Raw genomic sequence first — 22,337 nt, forward strand, 5'->3', positions numbered from 1 at the left:
ACACACAACTTGAGAACCTGGTCACTTCCATTACTTCCTTGTTGATCGACAAATTGATCAATCTTCAAAAAACCAACGCGAGTGGCCTCACGATGATTCAGGTGCACCGCATTTCAGCTCTTTGATCTGCTCGTTCTGAATCGGAATCATGCAGGTCAGGCGCTTCTCTCCATCTCCACGAAGCTCGAACAAGCTGAGCCTCAGGTGCAAGCCATCAGCAGCAAATGCATGATCCTCAAACAATGCGCTGGCATAACCATTCCAAAACGATTTGCCGTCAAAACTGCAAAACCGCTTGGAGGAAAGCACTCTCCAACCGCCGTTAGGCGCCAGAATCTGAACAGTCAAACAAGGACTGCCAAAGGTGCTGACATAACGTGCCACGACATCGCCGAAGCGCTGGGAACCGGACAGGAACACCTTGTTGAGATCAACCACATTTCCCGGCTCGTCAGCGACGATCGTGTCCAGATAAGCAGCACGCTCCAGGCTCATTCTGGCCACGCAGTTGTTGATGGTCGTGACATGCGCAGCCATCCCCGGCTCAATTTCAGCGGCTTCGAGCGGGCACGTGGTGTCGCGCAGTTTGATCCAGGCGCGCTGGGATTCTCTGGCCATGGCAACCAGCGCTTTGCCCTGCTCCGGGTCGGTCCGTTGCTGAGACTCAAATCGCGCCAGCAGTTTCTGGTAGCTGGCATTGAGCTGTGAATCGGCTTCCTTGCGGGCCGCCTCCACGCAGCGATCAACCTGTGAGCTCACGGAAATCTCTTTGCAGTTGTCATCGGCAATTGCGAAAGAGGCAAACAGGCATCCAAAGGACAAAGCCATAAAGCGCACAAACATGTTCAATGTTTCATTCCCTGAATGACGGATCGCTCAACTGCACGTTGAGGTATTTTCTGCGCCTTACCGTCGGCGCTCATCGCGTCGCGGTACTGGCTGTAATAGCGCTGCGCTTCGTCTTTGCGATCAAGGCGCCAGAGCGAGTCGGCGATATTCAACATCAACACTGTGCGTTTTCCGGCGGCCTCAACGCCGCGATAGAACTTCAGTGCAAGCTCATCTTTGCCGCCCTCGGCCAAGTAAAAGCCCAGGTCGTTATAGGCCTGAACATTTTGCGCCGGGGGATGACACGCCATGTAGGACTCTGGACTTAAAAAGACCAGACCCCATTCGATGGACTCTGCTCGGGACTGCGCCAGTTCGTTACTTGTGACATGTTTCAGCAAGTCCTTTGGAGACCTCGTCTCCAGGGCGGGAGTGAGCACTTCGCCGTCGTCGGTGACCCATTGATTGCCCTTCCACTGGCCGACACAAAAAGTGGCCGAACGATCAGCCAGCACGCAACCGGTCTCCATTGAGATAACCGTGCAATGCTGTTGCGACACTAGCTTCTCTTCACCGTTTTCGTCCGACAACATGCCGAAAATCACCGGGTCGAGCAGCAAGGTTTTCTTGTCAGGACTGAGCATATTGGAGTGCCCATCGGCGCCAATATCGGCGCCAAAGAGCGGGAAGGTTTTACCATTGGCGGTGAACCATGCAGTCGCCGAATCCACACCGGGCATCGTCCATTCTGTAGCCCGAAACGACACCGTGTGCCCGCTGATACCAACTATTGACGGGGCCTCGGCAAAGGCGCTCATAGCACCGAACAGACAGCCGACCATCGATACCCACTTAAGGCTGCCCGCGAAAAGATGCTGATTCATGAAAATTCCCTTTTGCCGTTAACCGGCGTGTTGTCCAGCCAGACAATTTGCGTAGCCATCGGCGAATTTGGCATCGAATGACAGTTCCACCGGCTCTTCCAGTTCAGCCGAGGTATTGAGCAGCACCCGAGTGGCCGGGGTGTATTTGATCCAGCCGATAGTGCCGGTGCCGTCCGTATCAAAGAGCAACTGGGCTTGCACGGTTTCACCGTCGTCTTCATCAATCAGCAGGTTGACCTTGTCCTTGCCGACATAGCGGAACGGGAAGTTGCTGCTCCTGACCATTTCGGTGAGATAGCCGTAGCAACTCCCGGCTTCGGCAGTTGCCGGAATGGCGTAGATGAGGGGCAACAGTAGAAGTGCACTCAGCATGGGCCGAATGGAAAAGCGGTTCATCCAATCATCCTTAATCAAACGGCGGCGCTCACAAGTCTTTGAACGTCAGCAGCCGGAACTCATTGTTCACAAACTCGAAGTAGCGGGTTCTGTAGCGGCTTTCGTATGCATTCGGCAACCCGCCAACAACCTTCCCCGTGTGCGCATCCAGCACTTCGCCGCACAGGGTGCTGCCGCCACGCTGTAACTCCGTTCGGTCATCGCAGGCTTACTCAAAAGCCATGCTGCGCACCGCTGTTTTGATTTGTTCAAATCCTTCGGCGCTGATCGCCAACGGGGTGGCCGAGCCTGATTCCGCCGAGCCGATCAACACGCTTTCGCCGCGCAGCAGGCAAAACGCGACGCGAGTGATGTGGCGTCGTGACTTGTCATGAAAACCGAAGATAAAACCCGAAGACTTCTCTCCACCTAATGTCTCGAAGGTGTATCTGTTCTTGGGCCCTGCCAGCGACGTAGGCTCCCAGCCGTGATCGGTCAGGGTTGCCGGGCATCTACGGTCGTTGTCATCACGCAGGACTTGCAGCGCGATGGAGTCATTTTCCGGAGGCTTCCGGGCGGTCAGCAAGGAGAAGCTATCAGCGCTTTCACACACCGCGCCAAACCACGGCTGGCTCAAGTTACCGGACTTCTCGAAATGCCAGTCATAGCCACTCGACGTTTCCGCCTGCCACATGCCAGGTGCGTTGGCCCGAGTGGGCAGTTGTTTGCCCGCGACGAACACCAGATAAAAGCTTTCGAACGTCAGCCATTGATCCTGTAACAGCGGCATGGAGAACCGGCATGAATCCAGTTCGACAGCTGCCTGGACAGGGCCGTGTGCAACAGCTGACAGGCCCGACTTATTGCCGACCGCAATGGCATCGGCAGCGACGGCCGTCTGTACCAGAGCAATACAGCCGAGTAGCGAACCCAGCAGCCATGAAGGCTTGATCAAACCCATCAATCCATATCCCTATGCATAACGTTATCGACCATTTCTTGACAGCAGTCGGCTCATCCTTTGTTCGCAGGATTGATCAGCTCTAGCTCACCATCGAGGTACAGCACCTCACACCCCACCCACGCCAGATCCACCTGCGGCATCACCGCCGACGGTTTGCGCAATTCCCGCAACAACGTCGAACCATGCGACAACCGCCCGCCCATCCGCGCAATCACCGCCCGCGCGGCCTGATAGTGCGCGTGGCGCCCGGGATCGAGGGTGTCTTCCAACAAGATGTCTTCGCCAAGAATGCCCCGCACCTGCCCCGGGTAAATCATGAATCCGGTGGCTTGTTCGGCACCTTCGCGGCCGTCCTGCCAGAAGCTGCCGTCGCGCGTGCGGATGTCCGGGTGCGGCGCAAACCAATGTTCGCGATCCGCCAGTGGCATGGCGTGATGCAGGCGGAAGAAGATGCGCATCAGGTTGTCGCGATACCACTCGCGCACTTGCAGGTAGTAACCACGCAGGCCCGGCAGGCCGGTTGAATGAGCGAGGCGAATCAGCCCTGACCATTGCGGGAACGCCTGTAATGGCAACGCGCTCGACGCGGGTCGAGGTGTGGCCGGATCGGTCTCCCACGGCAGTCGATGGGGGCTGTTTTCCAGGTTGTCGTAAGCGGTGGGCGGTCGGCCCAGCCAGTCCCCGCCACTGCTGGCCAGCGCCGTGGCGATGCACAAATTGCCCTGCACCACGAACACATAGAACCGGGTGAACCAGTCGGCCAGTTGCTGACCGTCAGCACCTTGGGCGACGAGGTCGGTCAGCTCCCGGTCGAAGCGCTGCAAGCCGTGCTCAAGGCTCAGCAAATGACCGCGAGCGATACGTTGCATGCGCAAAAACAACGGCAGCGAACGCAACATCCGCAGCGGTCGCCACGGCAGATGCGGAGTCGCGCCGCCGACTTCACCTGCATAGTTGCTGGCGCTGATGCCCCAGTCGGCCAAGCGTGCGAGAAACAGGTCGTTGTTGATGTAGGACGCGCCGCCAAATACCGCCGTGAACGGCTCGTTGTCCTGCAACACCCGCGCATCCCAACGGGCCATGATCGCCGGAATACTCGCGGCGGCCCGGCGCTGGGCGTACTCCACCAGCACGCTGGGTTGCGGAGGCAGGATCTCGGCGATGTTGGCGGCCGTCAGGTGCCGGCGCCAGCCGTAGTCGCTGATCGGCCGGTATTGCAGCAGCCACAGTTGCGTACCGTCCCAGGCCCATTCGACATCGCCCGGCACATAGTGGAACACCCGCAAGACATCCTGGAGAAAGCACCACAGCACGTCTTCGGTCAAACCATGGGTTGCCGTGAACGTGCCACTGCGCCAGGCATCGCCGAGCCGCGAAAGCGTCGCTCGTTCCGGGCTGATCTGACCGTCGGCAAGGGACTCAAGATGACCTTCAACCCATTCGAGTTCCACCGACAGATGACGCACAAACGCGATGCCCGACACCTGCGGCATGATGAAGCGCTGCACCACCACTTCCTCGACACCTTCTGCTGTCAGCTCCGCAATGCGCGCCGGCACGTTGGCGCTCGGCTCGCGCAGGTAGGTCGTGCTTAAACCGGCATTTGCCGAGTCGGCCTGATCTTCGCCGTAACTGGAGGAACGCACCGCCCAGATCGCCTGTGGTTGGCTGGCGAGGAAGCTCGGTAGTCGCGGGTCGTTGCAATCATTGAGGGTCAGCGCCGCCGGCACCGGTTGCCGGGCCAGTTCCGCCAGACGCAAACGCCCGCCCTTGGTGTGCGCGACAAACCCGCGCTCGCCCGACTCCAGCCACTGCGCAAACTGCGCGGGCGCGTCGATCCACGGGTAATGGCCCCAACCGGGTTTGAGGCTGATGGTCAGGTCTGCACGCGCAAGAATCGCTGACCACGCGGCGGCTTGTTCGATGCCGAGCACCTTGTCCTGATCGCCCCAGACCAGCTCGACCGAGTCGGTGATCCACTCCAACAATGGCAGCGCGGTGTCGGCACGGATCAGATCCCAGTGCGGCACAAACGCACGGCAGCGCGCATAGCCGGCGCCCATGCGCTGATACTGCGCGGGCGTCCAGGTCTGGTTGGAGAACTTGCGGGCGAACAGCGTGGGTTTGTTCGACAGCAGCCAATGAATGGACTTGCGGATCGGCAGCGGTGACATCAGCGCCGGCAATCGGCGCTGCCACAAAAAGGCGCCTACCGGCGCCAGCAACACACTGCGAGAAAAATGTCCGGGCCGACGTTGCAGCGCATGCAGCACCAGCAACGCGTTGACCCCGACGGCCATGATCGCGCTGCCCTTTTGCGTCATCGCCAACAAGGACTGCGCGTAAGCCGCCAGATCATCGCAGGGAGGCTGCGGGTTGGTGCCGAAGCCCGGCAGCTCCAGCGGCACCACGGTGTAACGCTGAAAATGCGACAGCGCGTCATCCCACCAATCGGCGGCGCTGCCGTTGCCGGCCAGCAAGTACATCAGGGGCTTGCTCATGGGCGATCCTCAGGCCAGATCGCGCAGCGCGGCGTCGAGAGTCGGATAGCGGAACGTGTAGCCCGCCTCGCTCAAACGCTGCGGCACCACACGCTGACCGTCGAAGAACAGCTGAGCCATTTCCCCGGCCAACGCACGCACCGGCGCTGCAGGAATGTGGAACCACACCGGACGCTTGAGGACTTTGCCGACGCTCTCGGCGAAGGCTGCCTGACTGACGGTTTCAGGCGCGACCATGTTGTAGGTGCCGCGCAAATTTTCATCGTGGAAGGATCGAGCGATCACCTGAATCACATCGTCGCGATGCACCCAGCTCATGATCTGCTGACCATCACCCATGCGCCCGCCGAAACCCAGGCGAAACGGAATCAGCAACGGCAGCAGCGCACCGCCCGGACCAAACACCACGCCGAGGCGCAGCACCACCTGACGCACGCCAAACTGCGTGGCGGGTTGCGCCGAAGCCTCCCAACGCGCACAGAGCTCGGCCATGAAACCGTCGCCCTTGCTGGCTTGTTCATCGAGGCTTTCGCTGGCATCGCGCACGCCGTAAAAACCGATGGCCGAGGCCTGAATCCACAGCGCCGGTTTGTGCCTGGCGTTTTTCAGCCAGGTCATCAACGCTTCAGTGGTGTTGACCCGACTGGCGAGCAATTGCGCCTGCCGCTCGGGGCTCCAGCGTGGACCGGCGACCGGTGCGCCGGCGAGGTTGATCACTACGTCGAAGGGTTCGTCACGGCCGAGTTCGCTCAACGACCGTACACAGCGGACGCGACCGTCGAACAGGTTCGCCGCTTTCAGCGGATCACGCGCCAACACGCTGACGGTGTGGCCGGCATCGAGTAATTGATTGACTACGGCTTCACCGATAAACCCGGTGCCACCGGTGATCAGTACCCGCTTGTAGGCGCCGCCGGCAAACGGGTTGGATTTGCTCACGGCCCTTTCTGGCGGAGACTTCCGACGATCATGGAGCAGCAACCAGATCAGCGGCGGCAACAGCACCAGCAACGCAAAACCGTCGAGCCACAGATGCGACCAGACCTGTTGTTGAGCTGAAAGCCACATGTCCTGCGGCGCCCATAACAGCACGCCCGCCATCAACCATCCCCAAATTGCGGGAGTTTTAAGACGGTTGCCGAGGTGCACCAACGCAAGCATGTACAGCGAATAACTTTGCAGCGTCGCGCCGAACAGTGCGAGCCACCAGACCTGCAGTTCGTGACCGGCGGCAGGGACCGCATCGGCGCCCCAGAACGCGAGTTCGAGGGTGTGCAAATAGCCGTCGAGTAATCCGGAATGACCGGCCCAGGTCAGCGTGAGACCGGCGAGCACATGCACGATCGCGGCGGCATACAGCCAAAGCACCATCGCGGAGCGAAGAGAGAAAGAGGGGGCTGGCATTCCGTGTCCTGAGCGCGTTCCTTGAGGGCGGGGAGTTTAAAGGAAAATGGGGGTTGTCAGATGCACAAGCGTTAAACGTTTACCGTGACAGGCTCACGCCCAACAAGTGCGGAAGCGCATCAAGCATGAACCCGAAATTCAAATGCAGTGGCTCGCCTTGATCGGCTCTGGACCTTGCGACTTCAATCGCGCCACGTTGTCGATGCTCAACCGATGACCTTTGTCAGCCGCCATTTGATAACAGGCTAATGCTCGGGACATATCCTTTGTTCCCAACTCGCCACCCTCAAAGGTAGAAGCCAGATAACTCATTCCCTCTATGGAGCCCATGTTGATTGCTCGAATGACCTGCTCTTCTGCCTGCTTGGGATGAAGACAAGGACCGTTATAGTCGGTGGAGTTTCCTGAACAAAGAAACGTGGCATAGCCCAACGCACCACTCGGTATTTTCGAGGCCGCTTTGAACAACGCCTCAACCTTGCTCGTTTCCAACTGAGACGCCATCTGCGAAAGGCTCAAGCTTGCCGCTGAGAGACTCGCCTGTGGGTCACCCGACTCTGCTGCACAGACATAGTTTTCCAGAGACGCTTCAATCAACTCCCCAGTCAGAGGGTATTGCTCAAGAAAACCTAACCCTCCTAAAGCTTCAGCACGCTGTTCGCAGAAATTCTCAGCGCGGCTCATTCCGGGGTTACGAGTTGCGACAAGATCCTTCTCACTCACTGACCAATCCTCAATCCCCTCAAGCACCCAACATGCCTGACGAGAGAAGTTGAAGATTTTCACATTGCTGTTGCCCGCCCGCTTATCGACCACGTTGACGTGACTGTCATCGACCTCTTCAATCTCGACTCCAGGTGTCTTGCCGGGTGTGATGGCGGCCATCAGCGGGTAGGTGAAGGAAGCTCCGCTGACGCCCGAGGTCGAAGGCTCAAAGGTACTACGGTCCTTGCCTGCTACCGGCTTCAAAACAAGCGACTTGACCGTCATCGCAGTGAGACGGCGCTGTAATTCACTGCTGGCGGAAAAGGCTGTCAGGAAAGCAGGGAACTCCTCCGAAGGACAAGCGCCGTTGGCCGGCGCTGTCGAAGTACTCTTGTCGGATGCAAGAGCAGGGACGATCTTGTCCAGATACGCCGAGCGTTCGCGACTCATTCTGGCGATGCACGAGTTGACCGCGAACACATGCGCTGGCATCCCCGTCTCGATCTCGAATGCCTCCAACGGACAATTCGCATCGCGCAACTTCAGCCATGCACGTTGCGACTCTTTAACCTTCGCCGCGTACTCCGCGCCCAATGCCGGATCTGCTCGATAGTCAGACTCAAGCCGCGCCATCAATTGCTTGTAGCTGACGTTCAGCTGCGTATCGGCAGCCTTCTTCGCCGCCTCCGAGCACGGCACCATTTCCAGGCTAGAGGTGACATTGCTGCAGCCATCCTGCGCATACACTGCTGAAACAGGCAGCAGCACGGCCAGCAGGGTAAAAACAAAACGTTTCACTATGTTCTTCCTTGAGTCATTCAGGCTTTGCGTTTGGCGAACCGGGTGACGCATTGCTTGGCTATGTTCATTTCCCAATAGGTGCTGAGCAAAGCTTTACGTTTTTTATCGACACGCAAATTAACGAAGCCATCGCCACAGTCCGGCTGTAACTCTTTGAAGGTGCCCGTTCTGGCTTGGTAAATGAATACCCGGTAGTAGTCGTAAGTGCCCATGCCGTCATCGAGCTGCCGGACCGCGAAATCCTTGGCGCCGTCAAAATTGAAATCATCGACCTGCACATGGAGTTCGTTTTCGGCTTGAAAATCGATTGTCCGCGACTCGTTATGCGTTTCGCCTTTAACCGCGATGTTCAGCGTGGAGCCTTCGAGAACCAGCGCCGCCTCGACGCCTTGGGTTGGGCTGAACGTCGACGTCTCGGCAAACGCCTGGAGGGTCCACATCAAGCCGAGCAGTGGTACCGCTAGATTTTTGAATTGCATGTACTTGCCTAACTTTCACTGAAAAACGCGGCTCGTCTCAATTGCAGTTTTCCCGAGATTTCGCCGCCTGTGAAATACGTCCACCTTTTCCGTTTTTTGTCATTTGCGCGATGTATTCCTTATAAAGCGGACATGCGTCGGACCTCATTCCTATATCCCAATAGGCATCTGCCAAATTTAGTGTTGCAACGACTCTCTCCGGGAATTTTTTATGAATCTCCCTCAAAAGCAAAGCAGCTAAAACATTGTTTTTGCTGCGATACAAATAATAAGCATAGTCATTTAAAGGTCCGACATTATCATCAGCAACAATCAAAGTCAGCTCATACACCAGCTCTTGGGGAATGTTCCGCCTTACCTTATTCCCGCTATCATCGAGCCCATAAAATAATTCTCCTTTTTCACCCTGAGGAAGCTTGCTAAGGATATATTTGAAGTCTTTCCTGATTTCTGCAAGCTGAGTCTCATCACTCAAATAGCTAAAATTCGGTGCACTTTCTGAGAATTGAGAAAACAAAGTGCAACACGCTATACGCTGAACATTAAATTGCTGAGGAAATAGCAATTCAATTGGCGCCTTCTCACCACTCAAGGTATATTTTTCATCTCTACTAGGCTCCACCCAAGTAGATTTTTTATAGAGAACCCAATCTTGCTGCGCAGAACTCCATTTAAAACTGAACTGCGTGAGATCTGTATTACGAGTATAAAAATCCAGCAGCAACGAGAATTCACTTGGTAAATAACCTACAGACAACCCACCGTCTCCAAGCTCAAAATTTCCCGAAACAGACTTATTACTCCCGCCAATATCGATAGTGATTCGCGAAATTGTGCCGTCATCCTCGAGTGGGCTAACACTATACGGATCGCAGATTCCATCTCCATTCAGGTCAGCCTCGCAGCCAGAGCTCGCACTTGCCGCTGTTGCCATGAACGTGAGAATAAAAAAAACAGCTACTTTGATCATAAGGTCCCCCCAAGTGCGACGATACGCGCTTCCGCGTACTGTTTAGCTACCGATGCTATTCGTCCTGACGCATAGTAAGTGGTATTGGTATTACCACTAACAGACGAGTCCGAGTTATATAAATCCAAGAACCTTTTATATCCGATTATTGCTTGCGCAGCATCCGGTGTCTTCCCAGCTTTTCCACCCGCGGGATCGCTCCACAGACCCCAAGCAAAGGAAAACTTAGCTTTATTATATGCCTTGCTATCGAGCAAATCATAGGCGCCAGATTTATTCAACTTCGCACAACCTTTAATATCCAAGGCTTTCAAAGCATTGTTCAAAAACAACAATCTTTCATCATAATGGTTCAAACCACCATTCACTAAAATCGTGCAATATATAAAATCATCGGCATCCGAGTGCGTGAGTATTTTTTTATAGTCAACCCAATACCATCCCGCCGACAGTACGCTATGCGGCAACTGACCGAGTTTGTTATAATTTGGCGCACCTATAAAACTCTCACCGGCAAACTGCCCATAGGCCTCATAATTGACTCTATGGGTAATTTGCATAAGACCACGACCAATGTAAGGGTGATATGTAGGCAAAGGTTTATCTGGGTCGAGACCTTCTACTGTGTAGTGCAGATGTCCGCTCTCGTGCAGCATTTGCGCAAGGATATGCGCCTTACTTATACACTTAGCTACCCCAGACCTCTCAAACATCTCACCTAAAAGATCTGTATATTTATCAATATTAGCCTGAGTCGCTGAAGGATCGATCAATTTCATTTGATCTTTAGTAATGGTATCCGAGCAGCTACAACCACCTGCATGTGCAAATGACGAAATTAGCCCAATAGGATGAATATGTTGCACACTCGCATTGCTGGTAATTCCATGCTGACCCAACAGCTTGCTCCACCAACTTAGCTTCTCAATTCGCGCCTTTTCTTCTACCCATTCTTCATGGGGTTCAGAATCGCTATGCCCAATTATTTCGTCTAGGGCATCCCACTTATCTTTTTTAAAGTCCCACTCATTTTCATAACGGGTGACCATTTGCGATATTGGCTGAGAGAACCAAGGTTTGTTCAATGCTTCTGCAATCTCAGTCGGGGCGATTTTTTTATCCCCGTCCCGATCAAGTATTTTATACAGCTTCTCGTTAACGGAACCCGCAATAGCCGCCTCCACGTTTGGCAAATAGCCTTCACGCTCCTGCTCACTGAGATTCTCTTGGGCATGTAAAAACGCTGCAAAGTGATCAGCGTTGCTGGTGGTCTCTTCGATAAAATCGAAGCCATTCCACTCAAATGGTGAATGTCGCGAAATGACTATGTCTTGCTCCGCAAACCACCCATCAATCCCGTTACCGTCCTTGTCCCCCAAAAGACCATCTAGACGCCACCAATACGTGGTTGTCGTTGACTGCCCCATTGTGACTGTTTGTTTTATTTTTTTGTCCGCAGGTAGCGTCTCCAGCAATCCTACAGGGACATAAAAATCGTACCCCACATCATTCCCAGCGTCTGATGCTTTAGGAGGATTTGTAGCGTTCATACCTTGCACGTGGGTAATAAGCTTGGTGCCTACAGGTATTTTGACTATCGATTTCTCAGCGACGGGGGCCCCTGCGGCTTTAGCTTTACTCTGCTCAGTGAACGCCTTCACATCCTCACAGCTGAAAACCTCTAGGTGCAAGAGATTCTTCGGAGCTGCATCTGAATGGTTCTGATACTTGCCAACATGCCCCAGAATCTCACCAGCTTTGATCTTGTATGTCGGAGAGAGAACAACAACATCTCCCATTGGGCTGTGCGGCTCACTCTTTGGCGTAAGTGACTGCAACCAAATAAACCCAGGAAGCTTCCCATCCGCGCCGGGCGCTAAGGCCGGAGTCGCCTGGCCACTGACGATTTCGGCGAGTTTACGAAAGTTGTTAGGTGTCGCTTCGTCACCAAGCCGTACTTGTGCGCCTGCTGGTAAGTGGCTAAGCGGGAGGCCGCTGGTATGGGCGCCGCGGATATTCGCTCCGTGCTGAGCGCCTCCAGGGACAGGATCTTGAGCTTCGTTACCCACAAAATACTTGCCACCTCCCAAGTCTTTCAATTGCCCCTTATATACCCATCCGCCCGCAGGCAAGCCTGCGATTTCAGGACTAACGCTGATAACCGCAACCCACATTTGATTCGCTGGGGCAGGTTGTGTAACCACGGTCGTCCCCCGGGGCAAAACTGCCAAGACGGGAAAGTGCCCGGCGTTACCACTTCGCATCCGGATACCCAAAGGCTTGTCTGGAGCATTGGCCTTAACTTCATAAAGCCCCTTTCCCCAAAAGCCCGGCCGGTCTTTAAGCGTAGGGTTCGCTTTGTAACCCTCCCAATCCAGCAAGTGCATATAGAGGCTGAAAAACGTCAGGCTTGGCCCTGCCACTGGCGAGCTTGCCGGGGCCGCCCCGGCTGCAGGCGCCGGAGGTGCCGGTAACTCAAGTCGATGCTTAACCAGCACAAACCCCGTCGAATAAACCGAGTGCGTCGAGCCAAAATCCGAAGTCGGATATTTCTCGTCAATACGGTAGGCGACGACTTCTCCATCAGCGATGCACCTGACCTCCGTCAGATCCTTCACCAACCCCGAAGCTTCATCGAAATGAACACCACCATGCCAAAGACCATTGGCCCCCAATGGGTAGTAACCATCCTTCGCTTTAGCTAACGCTTTGTAGAACTGCTGCGGATCGGTCGCTTCAGCTGTTCCAACTTTCAGGGGATACGACCATTTTTGAATTTTGTTCGTTGTCTCTGTCATTACCAATTACCTAAATTCTGATCCCTGGTGGCTTGGATTGCCGTCGATGTCTTAACCGGAAAAATTGAGCATGCGTTTTGGCTTGCGTTTGGCCTGTTCTTCAGGCGCATTCAACAACGCCTGATCCATCAAACTCCCCGCCTTATCCTTATCCGCCGCCCCCGGCAGCACCGGCGGCTTAATCCCGATCCCGGTCCCCGAGCCAGCCGACCCGCCAGCATTAATCTTCACCACCGGCCCAACCACCGTCACACCACCGCCATCGAGCTTGATGAAACTGCCGCCGCCGAGAATCGTCAGCTCAGTCCCAGCCTCAATGACAATCTTGTCCCCCGCCTTGATGTGAATCTCTTTCCCGACACTGGTCAGTTGCGCCGTCCCGAGCTTCACATGCTGGCTCTCACCAATAGTCAGGTGGTCGTCCATCCGCGCTTCGACTTTACGATCGGAAATCGTGGTGCGGTGTTCTTCAGCCTTGAGCTCGGTGTAGGTGTTCTTCACTACGGTGTCGTGACGTTCATTCCCGACACGGATTTTCTGGTCGTGCTCGACGTTTTCATCCCAGTCGCGCTGGGCGTGGATGAAGATTTGTTCGGCGCCTTTTTTGTCTTCGATGCGCAGTTCGTTGTAGCCACCGCCGCCCGGGGAGCTGAGGGTTTTGAAGACGCTGCGGGTTTTGTTCGCCGGCAGGGCGTAGGGCACCGGGTTTTCCTTGTGGTACAGGCAGCCGGTGACCAGCGGTTGGTCCGGGTCGCCTTCGAGGAAGGTGACGAGGACTTCCATGCCGATGCGCGGGATGGAGATGGCGCCATAGCGGTCGCCGGCCCAGGAGCTGGAGACGCGCAGCCAGCAGCTGGTTTTGTCGTCGGCCAGGCCTTCGCGGTCCCAGTGGAATTGCACCTTGATGCGGCCGTACTGGTCGCAGTGGATTTCTTCGCCTTTGGGTCCGGTGACCATCGCGGTCTGGCTGCCGAGCACGCGGGGTTTCGGGTGTTCCAGGGCCGGGCGGTAGAACACGTCCCACGGGGTGGCGAGGAAGCGGTTGCGGTAGCCCTGGTGGAAGTCGTCCTTGTTGTCGGTGGTGTCGCTGGTCACCGATTCTTCGAGGACTTGTGGCTGTTTGCCTTCGTGGAAGATTTCGGTGAGCAGCCACAGGTCGTTCCACTCGCTGCGCGGGTGGTCGGACATTTCCATGAAATGGCCACTGACCAGTTTGGTCTGATCGCCGCGACCTTCGGCCTGACGGTAGTCGGCGCGATGACGTTCGAGGGCGCGCTGGCTGAGGAACTTGCCGCGCGCGCGATCGATGAAACGGCCAGGGTAGTCGTAGTCTTCCAGATCCGGTTCAGCGTCTTTGCTATCGAGAGCGCCGTCTGGTTTGTAGGCCGCTTCCATTTGCAGGCGCGGCTTTTCGAAATCGTAGTCGCGGCGCGTTGTGCGGCTGGTGCGGGTTTCCAGGCGCAGCTTGAAGCCTTTGATCACCGGTTCTTCGGCGACCATGCCGCTGCCCTGCACATACGCGGTCGGTTGGCCGAGGTTCGGGAACACGGTCTGGTCATCGCCGAACACCAGCAGATGGCCTTTCTTGCTGTGCTGGAAGTGGTAGTGAATGCCTTCTTCTTCGCACAGACGCTGGACGAAGTGCAGGTCGGTTTCGTCGTACTGCACGCAGTAGTCGCGATCCGGGCACGGCTGGCTGAGCTGGAAGCTGTAGGCGTTGCCCTTGATGCCGTGCTCGTCGAGGATCAGCGCGATGATTTTCGGCGCCGACATCTGCTGGTAGATGCGCTGGTTGGTGCGGTGATGCAGGTATTGCAGCTGCGGCACCAGCGAAACCTTGTAGCGGGTCAGGCGTTTGCCGGCATCGCCCTGGGCGACGCGGTAGATCTGGCCGTGGATGCCCGAGCCCTGCGGATCGAGGGCGAGGAAGGCCTGTTTGTGCAGGAGCTTTTCCAGGTCCAGATCCGGGTTTTCGCTGACCAGTTCGATGTCGAAACGGAACGGCTGGCTGATGCCTTCGGTGCCGGTGAACGACAGGACTTGCAGGTCGCCTACGTAATCTTCAACAGTCAGGCTGAAGTGCGTTTCGTTAGCTGGGTTGAACATAAAGTGCTCCCTGTTCGAATGTCATCCGTTACGCCCTCAGCCGCAAACGCTGCAGCCAGGACGAAGTGGCGCCCAAGGCGTCACGCAATTGGTCGGCAGAAATGTTGCGCTCTGCCGCGTCAAAGGCCAGCGCGGTGCGCAGCGCGGGCCAGCAGTGTGTCGGCAGATTTGCCGGGGCTTGCAGTTCGCGATCCAGGTGTTCGTCACGGGCCTGGGTCGAGGGCAAGCGGCGGAACGGGTGTTTGCCGCCCGCCAGTTCATAGATCACGCAGGCCACGCCGTACACGTCCGCGCTGGCCGACAGCGGTTGGCCCTCAAGCAGTTCGGGGGCGGCGTAGCCCGGGGTCCAGGCGTTGAAGCGCTCGCGGCTCAGGTGCGGCAGGCCGGGCAGAATGCCCTCCTCGGCCTGCCCGAGACCGAAGTCGAACAGGCGCACGCCGTCTTCGCTGAGCATGACGTTGCTCGGTTTCATGTCACCGTGCAGCACGCCGCGACGGTGGGCGTAAGCCAGCGCGTCGAGCAGCGGCAGCGCGATGTCGCGCAGTTCTTTCCACGGCAGCCCCAGCGGCCGCTCGCAGAGCAGTTTGTCCAGGGTCAGGCCACGCATGAGTTCCATGGTGATGAAGGCCCGCTGGCAATCGGTGTCCACTTCGAACGTGTGCGGTCGCAGCACGTTGTCGTGGCGCAGGCGTCGGGTCAGGGCGAACTCGCTGTAGAGCAAGGCGCTGGCGTCCGGCGACTCGGCAAATTCTTCGCTGAGGATTTTCAGCGCAATGTAAGGATCGGGATCGCCGAACTGTTCGTGCAGTAGATCCCGGGCCCGGTAAACCGCACCCATGCCACCGGCCCCGAGCAGGCGCTCGAGGTGGTAGCGGCCTGCCAGAACATCCGGCAGTGCGCCGACGCTGGCCTTGGTTGGCGCCAGCGCGGGTTCGGCGTTGTGCTGCTTTGCAAAAGCGAAATAGGTCAGGTTGTTGGCCTGCTCCTCGCTCATCAGCAAGTCATCGACTGAGGATTCGATTTCAGTCATTGGCGGATCACCACGGCCGTCAGATTGTCCCGTGCGGCGCCCCGCAGGGCACCGTCGAACAGACGTTCCAGCGCCACATGTGGCGCCGCCAGGCTGAGGGCGTTGCCGAGGGCATCGCTGCTCAGGCCTTGATACAAACCATCGCTGCACAGCAGGAACACATCGCCCGGATACACCTCAAGCTCCAGCACATCCAGCGTCAGTTGTTCCGCCGCGCCGACCGCCCGGGTCAAGGCCTGGGCCGCCGGGTGCGCCGCTGCCTGTTCGACGCTCATCTGCTGCTCGTCGATCAATTGCTGCTGCAGCGAATGGTCCTTCGACAGCTGATACAACCGCTGCCCACGCCACATGTAGCAACGACTGTCGCCGGCCCAGATGCAGGCCGCGCGATTGCCTTCCACCAGCAGCGCCACGACGGTGCTGCCCATGATGCTGTCGTGGCGCCCGGCGGTGACGGTCAACTCCTGCCCCAGGCGCCGGTTCAGCCAGTGCAGGCACTGGCGGATGGCTTTGAGGCGTTCGTCGAAGTCTTCGTACTGCGGCAGTTCAGCCAGGCTGGCGACGATCAACTGGCTGGCGATGTCGCCACCCTGATGACCGCCCATGCCGTCCGCGACCACCCACAGCCCATGCTGCGGGGTGTCGAGGAAGGCATCTTCGTTGCGCGACCGCACCTTGCCCGGGTCGGTTCGCGCCGCGCTGCGCCAGGGACTGGCCACCAGCATCAGAGCTGCACCGGCATACGGAAGGTGCGCAGCACGCCCATGTCGAACGGGTTCGGCGTGCGCTGGCTGGTCAGCAGGTAATTGGCGCGCAGGCCACCCACGTCGGCTTTGAGCACCAGCACGTCGCGACCGGTCAGGTACTCGGTCTGCATCAGGTCGAACAGACGGAACAGCGACCACGGGCCGGAGTTCTTCTCGATGCCGATCGGGCGCCCGGCCATCTTGTCCATGACCAGGCTGGTGCGACCGTCTTCAGCATCGGTCGGCCACTTGAAGCTCATGGGCAGGATCGGACCGTGGCGGTACTCCATGGTCTTGTCGCCGAACTTGAACTCGGAACGGCTGACCGCCGGATCGAGGGTGTACGGCTCCAGCTTGAACTGCACGGTCGGTTCGGCCGGGTTGATCGAGAAGAAGCTCTGGCGAATGTTCAGGGCCGCCGCCATCTGGTCGAGGAAGACCTTCGACACCGGCAGGCTGCGGCCGTCGACGCTGCGCATCCGGTAGTTGCCCGGATCACCGCTGACGAACGGACGCATGTAGCTGTCGAAGAAGCGGTCGATGGTGCCTTGAGCGCGGAAGAACTCGCGGAAATCGCTGATCGCCACGTCGCTGGTGCTCGAGGCGCTGAACGGGTAACGCTTGTTGATGGTTTTGCCATACACGCTGTACAGCTCGTTCTGATAACGGCCGTTCAGGTACTGGTAGGCATCGTTAAGCACCAGGCGCCACGAGTCTTCGGCCAGCACGTTGAACCACACGCTCAGCGGACGCGGCAGACGACCGGACGCATTGCGCAGGTTGGTCAGCGCATCACGCTGGCCGCTCATGCGGGTCTTGGCCAGCTCGAACGCGGCCTGCTCCGGCGTGCTGGAACGGGCGAGGCCCGCCAGCTGCAGTTGCAGGTCGTTGAGCGCGGTGAAGGCCGGGGTCAGGTCAGCGGCCGGGCCGTTGTTGTCGTCGAGCAATTTGTGCAGCGGCTCGAAGCGGCGTTGCAGGGACTTCTTGGCGGTGTCCGGCAGGTTCTTCGCCACGTTCAGGGCCGAGGCCTTGTCCGCTGCCGCCGCGGCGAGTTTGCCCACCTTGCCCAGTTTGCCTTTCTGTCCGGCCAGCGCATCAGCCGCGTCACCCGCCTCGTCCACCGGATCGGCAGCGGCCGGGAAGCGGGTGTTCTCGCGCACTTCGGTCAGCAGCGCCAGCACCGGCGAGTTGGCCGAGGTCAGGCCCGCCAGTTGCTCGGCGCCTTCACCGGCATCGCTGATCGGCGGCAGTGCTACCTGGCCAACGGCCTCGCTCCAGTAGTTGGCGTAGTCGCGGAAGTACAGTTGCTCCAGCTCGACCATCAGGCGACGCAGATCCATGTCGCTGATGCCCGCGCCTTCGCCCAGCACCCAGTTGTCACGCAGGATGTCGGTCACCAGCGACGCGCCTTGCACCGAAAAATACTGCTGATAACCGGTCTGGGTGTAGAAGCCCGGAATCACGTATTCAGTGCCGATGAACAGCGAGCCCTGCGGCCCGAGGTGCTGGCTGAAACGGTAATCCGGCAGGTTGCGCGCCTGCTCGCGGAGCATGCGGTAAACCACGGTCGCCAGCGACTCGCTGCGCAGGATCTGACGCGCCTGGGCCACCAGTTGCTCGTTGAGCGGATAGATAAACGGCTGCTGCAACAGACGCTCGAGGTGCGTGTTCAGACCGTTCTGCACCGCGGTGTTGCCGGTGTAACGCTGCGACCAGTCCGCCGCGATCCAGTCCTTGAGCCATGCCGCGTCACGACGATCCTTCATGTTCAGCATCAGGTACGCGCGCAGGCTGTTGATCAGCTTTTCGCGGTCCTTCATGTTGGCGCGGATCTGGCCTTCGAGCATCGTTGCAACGCGCGGCAGCAGTTGCTTTTCGAGCTCGTGCTCGTAAGCCTCCTTGACCACCGGATTGACGTCCTGGCCCTGATACAGACCCATCCGTTCGTGGTACGCCGCGTCGCCTTTTTTCGGGAACACCTGGGTGGCAGCGTAGCTGGTGTCGAGGGTTTTCAGTGCGCCCATGGCGTCATCGCGCGGCGACAGTGCCGTGCGTTGCTGCGTCCAGTTCTGCGCCAGATTGCGCAGGCTTTCCAGACGCTCGTAGTTGGCCGAGAAACCACCGGCCCAGAGCATGCCGAACAGCACCAGCGCACCCAGTGCGCCGACGTACAACGCACGCTGGCCCCAGTGGATGCGGCTGCGCTCGCGCTTGTCCAGACCGGCCAGATCGGCCTCGGGGAAAATCACCCGGCTGAGCAAGTGATGGATGAAACGCGAACGACCGCTGCGCAGCGTCGGCAGCACGCCGGCGCTCATGCCCAGACTCGCGCCGATGCCGGCGGTGGTCGAATCCATTTCCTGAGTCAGGTGCGGTGCGCTGGTCAGGTAGAAGCCACGCAGTTGCGTCGCACGCTGGTAGCGGTTGCTGGTGAACGCCATGTCGACCAGCAGGCACAGACGCTCGCCGATCTGGCCCATCTGGTGCGGGAAGTCGAGGATGCGGCCACGGCGCTGGGTGTCGCGCTCGGAGTGCATGCGCATGATCACCTGGCTGTTGAGGCGACGCAGCAGCTCTTCGAACTCGTTGCGCAGCACCGTCACGTCGGTGCCGACCTGATCCTTGCGGAAACTGGTGCCCAGCACCTGATCGCTTTCTTCGCGAGTCAGTTGGTCGAAGAACTCATCGAAGCCCAGCAGCTTGTCGGCCTTGCTCAGCACCAGATACACCGGCACATCGACGTGCAGCTTCTGATAGACGTCTTGCAGACGCGCACGCACCTGGCGGGCCAGGGTTTCGATGTCCTGTTCGCTGCCACCGGTCAGGGTTTCCACCGGAATGGTCACCAGCACGCCGTTCAGCGGACGACCGCGACGACGCTTGCGCAACAGTTCCAGCAAGGTGGTCCAGGCGCTGCCGTCGACTTCCGCATCCGGCTGGGTCAGGTAGCGGCCGGCGGTGTCGATCAGTACACCGTGATCGGCGAAGTACCAGTCGCAATGACGGGTGCCGTGGGTGTCGCGGGTCAGTTTGCGGTCGATCTTGTTGATCGGGAATTCCAGCCCGGAGAAGTCCAGCAGGCTGGTCTTGCCGCTGGCCTGCGGGCCGATCAGCAAGTACCACGGCAAGTCATTGCGCCAGCGCTCGCTGCGGCCGCGATACAGGCTCGAAGTCTTGAGGGTTTTCAGGGCGTCCTTGAAACGCTCCTTCAACTCTTTCTGCTCTTCGTCGATCAACTCTTCGCGGCGGATACGGTCCTGGCCGTCTTCGGTTTCTTCGACGGCTTTCTTGCGGATACCGGCGCGCCAGCTGACGAAGACCATGGTCAGGCCCCAGATCAGGAACAGCACGCTGATGGTCAGCAGACGCGAAGTCGCGCTTTCCCAGAACTTGTAGTCATCCACTGCCAACAACGGGCCGACGAACCACACCAGCAGCGCCACGAACAGCACCAGCAGCAAGGTCCAGACCCAGGTCTGGCGCAGGAAGGCGCCGACTTTCTTGAAAAACTTTTTCATCACACGTCCCTGTTTACGGCTGCGACTGCGGCGAGGCCGCGGCCGGATCAAGCGGCTGATATGGTTGCAGAACGGTGTCGCGCTGCTCGCCCAAGACCCAGGCGAAGCCCGAATACATCATCACCAGACAGACGAAGGTGAACAGCACCACCATCCACGCCGGCACGATGCGCACCAGGTTGCGGCGCTGATCGTTGAGGCCTTCCCACTGCGGCGACAATTCGCGCGGCACGTCGCCACGCAACTGACGGATCTGCCGGTACAGGGCGTCGCGGATGCCTTCGAGTTCCAGCATGCCGCGCGCCTGCACGCGGTACTTGCCTTCGAAACCGAGGGACAGGCACAGGTACATCAGCTCCAGCATCGGCAGGTGCTTGACCGGGTTTTTCGACAGCCGATCGAGCAACTGGAAGAACTTCTCGCCACCGAAGGTTTCGTTGTGGAAGCTGCTGAGCAGGCTCATCTGCGACCACTCGCTTTCATTGCCCCACGGCGTGGTCACGACGGCTTCGTCGACCACGGTGCAGAGCACGTAACGGGCGGCCATCACCTGGCTGCTTTCGGCGCCGTTGTGCAGGGCGCGCACTTCGAACAGCTTGAGCCCGGCGGTCAGGCGCTCGTTGAGCGCGTAGAGGTCTTCGCGGGTTTCACTGTGCTTGAGGCGCACCACTTCCGACAGCAGTTCGGACGACGCCGCCACCAGCGAATTGAGGCTGATGTTGAAGGCCTCCGCCGGGCGCAGGCGCGCGGCGTAGATCATCCGTTCTTCCAGTTGCTCGAAGCGCGGTGGCGCGGCGAAGTCGGTCAGCGGACTCGCCGCCGGGCCATGGCCCTGACGGTCGAGCAGGACGGTTTTGTCGTCCTGGTTGTGTTCCATGTCCTTGATCATGTCGGTCAGTTCCTGATGGCCCAGAATTTCAGTTCAAGCTCGGCGAATTCGCCGGACACATGGAACGCGAAGCCGCCGGAGCGCTCGAGTTGTGCCAGGTCTTCGGAACTGAGTTCGAGGATGAAATAGGTTTTGTTGGAGTGGAACGCGATCTGCCGCGGGGCCACCGGCAACGGTTTGACCTTGATCCCCGGCAGGTGCAGGTTGACCAGTTGGCGGATGCGCTCCACCGGGCCGACCTTGAGGTGCGCAGGCAAGCGATTGCGCAGTTCTTCGGAGTCGCAGTTGGCACTGGCTGCCAGCACGAACGACGCCGAGCCCAGCAGTTTGTGGTCGTGCAGCGGCGACACGATGATCCCGTACTGACGCGCTTGCAGGATCAGTTCGATGGCGTGCTGTTCCAGCACCATCGACAGTACCTGACGGATCGACTCCATCAGCTTGCGGAAACTCGCACCCTGGTCGGCGTGGGAGTAACGGCTGTCCAGACGCGGGCGTTTGCTGTCGCTGGAGAACGTCGCCAGATCGCCGAGCATGGTCAGCAGCGTGCGGTACAACTCTTCCGGGTGAACCTGCTCCAGACCCAGGTAGTGGCGCAGCAGCAGTTCGGTGCGGTTGATCAGTTGCAACATCATGAAGTCGCCGATTTCCGCGCCGCCGACCTTGCCGTTCGAACGAATCCGTTCGGCAATGGTGTCGCCCCGGTGGCCAAGCATGCTGATCACTTCTTTCAGGCACGACAGCAGGTAGCTGGAGGCGTGGGCCTGAATGTAGGTCGGCACGAAATCCGGATCGAGGCTGATCACGCCGTCCGGTGTGGTGTCGAGCACGTCGCAGATCTTCAGCTTCACGTAGGCCTGGTCGCTCTGCTGCTCGCCGAGCAACAGCTTGAAGTCCGGGCGACCGCAACTGACCTGGCTGGCGGAATCATCACCGGCGTTGGAGTCGGCCACTTCGGCGTCATATGCGGTGTAACGCGCAAGAACGTCGGACTGCTCCGGGCGACGGGCCTCGATGTGGTTACCGGTGACCAGTGGCAGCGCCAGGTAGATCGGCGTGTTGCCGGTGTTCGGCGGCACGTCCAGCGCCAGCGGTTCGGTGTTGCCGCCGAGTTCGAACAGGCTGCCGTCCGGCAGAATTCCCGAGGCTTCACTGATCACCAGTTTGCCCATGTTGAGGAACTGCAGGTCGATCTCAAGGTTCAGGAAACCCCAGGTGTAGCCGCCCAGCAACCGGGTGCGGGTCTTCATCTGGTGATCATAGTAGCGGTCGTTGTGCTGGAAGTGCTGCGGACGCAGCAGCATGCCTTCCTGCCAGATGACTTTATGGGTATTCATGG

Annotated in this window: 16 protein-coding genes; all 16 read right to left on the reverse strand. The window is 58.5% G+C overall.

Annotation, left to right across the window (positions count from 1 at the left end; genetic code table 11):
- Positions 1–87: 87 nt before the first annotated feature.
- The 16 genes from ACKUG4_RS11935 to tssK all read right to left on the reverse strand — a co-directional run bounded on the left by ACKUG4_RS11935 (position 88) and on the right by tssK (position 22,335).
- A complete protein-coding gene (locus tag ACKUG4_RS11935; RefSeq protein ID WP_445434060.1) occupies positions 88–843 on the reverse strand; it encodes a lysozyme inhibitor LprI family protein in 756 nt (251 codons plus the stop codon).
- Between the two features lie 2 nt (positions 844–845).
- A complete protein-coding gene (locus ACKUG4_RS11940) occupies positions 846–1,712 on the reverse strand; it encodes a tetratricopeptide repeat protein (RefSeq protein WP_445434061.1) in 867 nt (288 codons plus the stop codon).
- 18 nt (positions 1,713–1,730) lie between these two features.
- Entirely contained in the window at positions 1,731–2,108 is a 378-nt protein-coding gene (locus tag ACKUG4_RS11945) for a hypothetical protein (RefSeq protein WP_445434062.1), read from the reverse strand.
- Between the two features lie 208 nt (positions 2,109–2,316).
- Positions 2,317–3,048 (reverse strand): hypothetical protein, encoded by a 732-nt coding sequence (locus ACKUG4_RS11950; RefSeq protein ID WP_445434063.1) that lies wholly within the window; start codon positions 3,046–3,048, stop codon positions 2,317–2,319.
- Between the two features lie 53 nt (positions 3,049–3,101).
- On the reverse strand, positions 3,102–5,552 hold the full coding sequence (locus ACKUG4_RS11955) for a PEP-utilizing enzyme (protein ID WP_445434064.1): 2,451 nt from the start codon (positions 5,550–5,552) through the stop codon (positions 3,102–3,104).
- A 9-nt stretch (positions 5,553–5,561) separates the two neighbouring features.
- Positions 5,562–6,956, reverse strand: coding sequence for a TIGR01777 family oxidoreductase (locus ACKUG4_RS11960; RefSeq protein ID WP_445434065.1), 1,395 nt, complete (start codon positions 6,954–6,956; stop codon positions 5,562–5,564).
- 138 nt (positions 6,957–7,094) lie between these two features.
- A complete protein-coding gene (locus ACKUG4_RS11965; protein WP_064600451.1) occupies positions 7,095–8,459 on the reverse strand; it encodes a lysozyme inhibitor LprI family protein in 1,365 nt (454 codons plus the stop codon).
- Between the two features lie 20 nt (positions 8,460–8,479).
- Positions 8,480–8,941: an XAC2610-related protein gene (locus ACKUG4_RS11970; protein WP_064600452.1), complete on the reverse strand. Its 462-nt coding sequence runs from the start codon at positions 8,939–8,941 to the stop codon at positions 8,480–8,482.
- A gap of 37 nt (positions 8,942–8,978) precedes the next feature.
- Positions 8,979–9,911, reverse strand: coding sequence for a tetratricopeptide repeat protein (locus ACKUG4_RS11975; protein ID WP_445434066.1), 933 nt, complete (start codon positions 9,909–9,911; stop codon positions 8,979–8,981).
- The gene (locus ACKUG4_RS11980; RefSeq protein ID WP_064600453.1) at positions 9,908–12,709 is read right to left on the reverse strand and encodes a glycoside hydrolase family 19 protein; all 2,802 of its coding nucleotides are present in this window, start codon (positions 12,707–12,709) and stop codon (positions 9,908–9,910) included. The genes ACKUG4_RS11975 and ACKUG4_RS11980 overlap by 4 nt, the downstream gene beginning before the upstream one ends.
- A gap of 51 nt (positions 12,710–12,760) precedes the next feature.
- Positions 12,761–14,815 carry a type VI secretion system Vgr family protein gene (locus ACKUG4_RS11985; RefSeq protein ID WP_445434067.1) on the reverse strand — a complete coding sequence of 685 codons (2,055 nt, stop codon included), beginning with the start codon at positions 14,813–14,815 and terminating at the stop codon, positions 12,761–12,763.
- Between the two features lie 28 nt (positions 14,816–14,843).
- Positions 14,844–15,845 carry a serine/threonine-protein kinase gene (locus tag ACKUG4_RS11990; protein WP_134334182.1) on the reverse strand — a complete coding sequence of 334 codons (1,002 nt, stop codon included), beginning with the start codon at positions 15,843–15,845 and terminating at the stop codon, positions 14,844–14,846.
- Positions 15,842–16,570, reverse strand: coding sequence for a PP2C family protein-serine/threonine phosphatase (locus tag ACKUG4_RS11995; protein ID WP_236187592.1), 729 nt, complete (start codon positions 16,568–16,570; stop codon positions 15,842–15,844). Before ACKUG4_RS11995 ends, ACKUG4_RS11990 begins: the two co-directional genes overlap by 4 nt.
- Complete coding sequence (gene tssM, locus ACKUG4_RS12000; protein WP_445434068.1) at positions 16,570–20,109, reverse strand: type VI secretion system membrane subunit TssM; 3,540 nt, start codon at positions 20,107–20,109, stop codon at positions 16,570–16,572. The genes ACKUG4_RS11995 and tssM overlap by 1 nt, the downstream gene beginning before the upstream one ends.
- Positions 20,110–20,122: 13 nt before the next feature.
- Positions 20,123–20,998 (reverse strand): type IVB secretion system protein IcmH/DotU, encoded by an 876-nt coding sequence (gene icmH / locus ACKUG4_RS12005; protein ID WP_064600459.1) that lies wholly within the window; start codon positions 20,996–20,998, stop codon positions 20,123–20,125.
- A gap of 5 nt (positions 20,999–21,003) precedes the next feature.
- The gene (gene tssK / locus ACKUG4_RS12010; RefSeq protein WP_039765155.1) at positions 21,004–22,335 is read right to left on the reverse strand and encodes a type VI secretion system baseplate subunit TssK; all 1,332 of its coding nucleotides are present in this window, start codon (positions 22,333–22,335) and stop codon (positions 21,004–21,006) included.
- Positions 22,336–22,337 lie beyond the last annotated feature (2 nt).

The sequence above is a fragment of the Candidatus Pseudomonas auctus genome (assembly GCF_048654275.1).
Taxonomy (GTDB): Bacteria; Pseudomonadota; Gammaproteobacteria; order Pseudomonadales; family Pseudomonadaceae; genus Aquipseudomonas; species Aquipseudomonas pharyngis.

Excerpts from the sequence above, each read along its gene's own strand:
- ACKUG4_RS11935 (WP_445434060.1), bottom strand. The coding sequence starts at position 843 with ATGTTTGTGCGCTTTATGGCTTTGTCCTTTGGATGCCTGTTTGCCTCT.
- ACKUG4_RS11940 (WP_445434061.1), bottom strand. The coding sequence starts at position 1,712 with ATGAATCAGCATCTTTTCGCGGGCAGCCTTAAGTGGGTATCGATGGTC.
- ACKUG4_RS11945 (WP_445434062.1), bottom strand. The coding sequence starts at position 2,108 with ATGAACCGCTTTTCCATTCGGCCCATGCTGAGTGCACTTCTACTGTTG.
- ACKUG4_RS11950 (WP_445434063.1), bottom strand. The coding sequence starts at position 3,048 with ATGGGTTTGATCAAGCCTTCATGGCTGCTGGGTTCGCTACTCGGCTGT.
- ACKUG4_RS11955 (WP_445434064.1), bottom strand. The coding sequence starts at position 5,552 with ATGAGCAAGCCCCTGATGTACTTGCTGGCCGGCAACGGCAGCGCCGCC.
- ACKUG4_RS11960 (WP_445434065.1), bottom strand. The coding sequence starts at position 6,956 with ATGCCAGCCCCCTCTTTCTCTCTTCGCTCCGCGATGGTGCTTTGGCTG.
- ACKUG4_RS11970 (WP_064600452.1), bottom strand. The coding sequence starts at position 8,941 with ATGCAATTCAAAAATCTAGCGGTACCACTGCTCGGCTTGATGTGGACC.
- ACKUG4_RS11975 (WP_445434066.1), bottom strand. The coding sequence starts at position 9,911 with ATGATCAAAGTAGCTGTTTTTTTTATTCTCACGTTCATGGCAACAGCG.
- ACKUG4_RS11980 (WP_064600453.1), bottom strand. The coding sequence starts at position 12,709 with ATGACAGAGACAACGAACAAAATTCAAAAATGGTCGTATCCCCTGAAA.
- ACKUG4_RS11985 (WP_445434067.1), bottom strand. The coding sequence starts at position 14,815 with ATGTTCAACCCAGCTAACGAAACGCACTTCAGCCTGACTGTTGAAGAT.
- ACKUG4_RS11990 (WP_134334182.1), bottom strand. The coding sequence starts at position 15,845 with ATGACTGAAATCGAATCCTCAGTCGATGACTTGCTGATGAGCGAGGAG.
- ACKUG4_RS11995 (WP_236187592.1), bottom strand. The coding sequence starts at position 16,570 with ATGCTGGTGGCCAGTCCCTGGCGCAGCGCGGCGCGAACCGACCCGGGC.
- tssM (WP_445434068.1), bottom strand. The coding sequence starts at position 20,109 with ATGAAAAAGTTTTTCAAGAAAGTCGGCGCCTTCCTGCGCCAGACCTGG.
- icmH (WP_064600459.1), bottom strand. The coding sequence starts at position 20,998 with ATGATCAAGGACATGGAACACAACCAGGACGACAAAACCGTCCTGCTC.
- tssK (WP_039765155.1), bottom strand. The coding sequence starts at position 22,335 with ATGAATACCCATAAAGTCATCTGGCAGGAAGGCATGCTGCTGCGTCCG.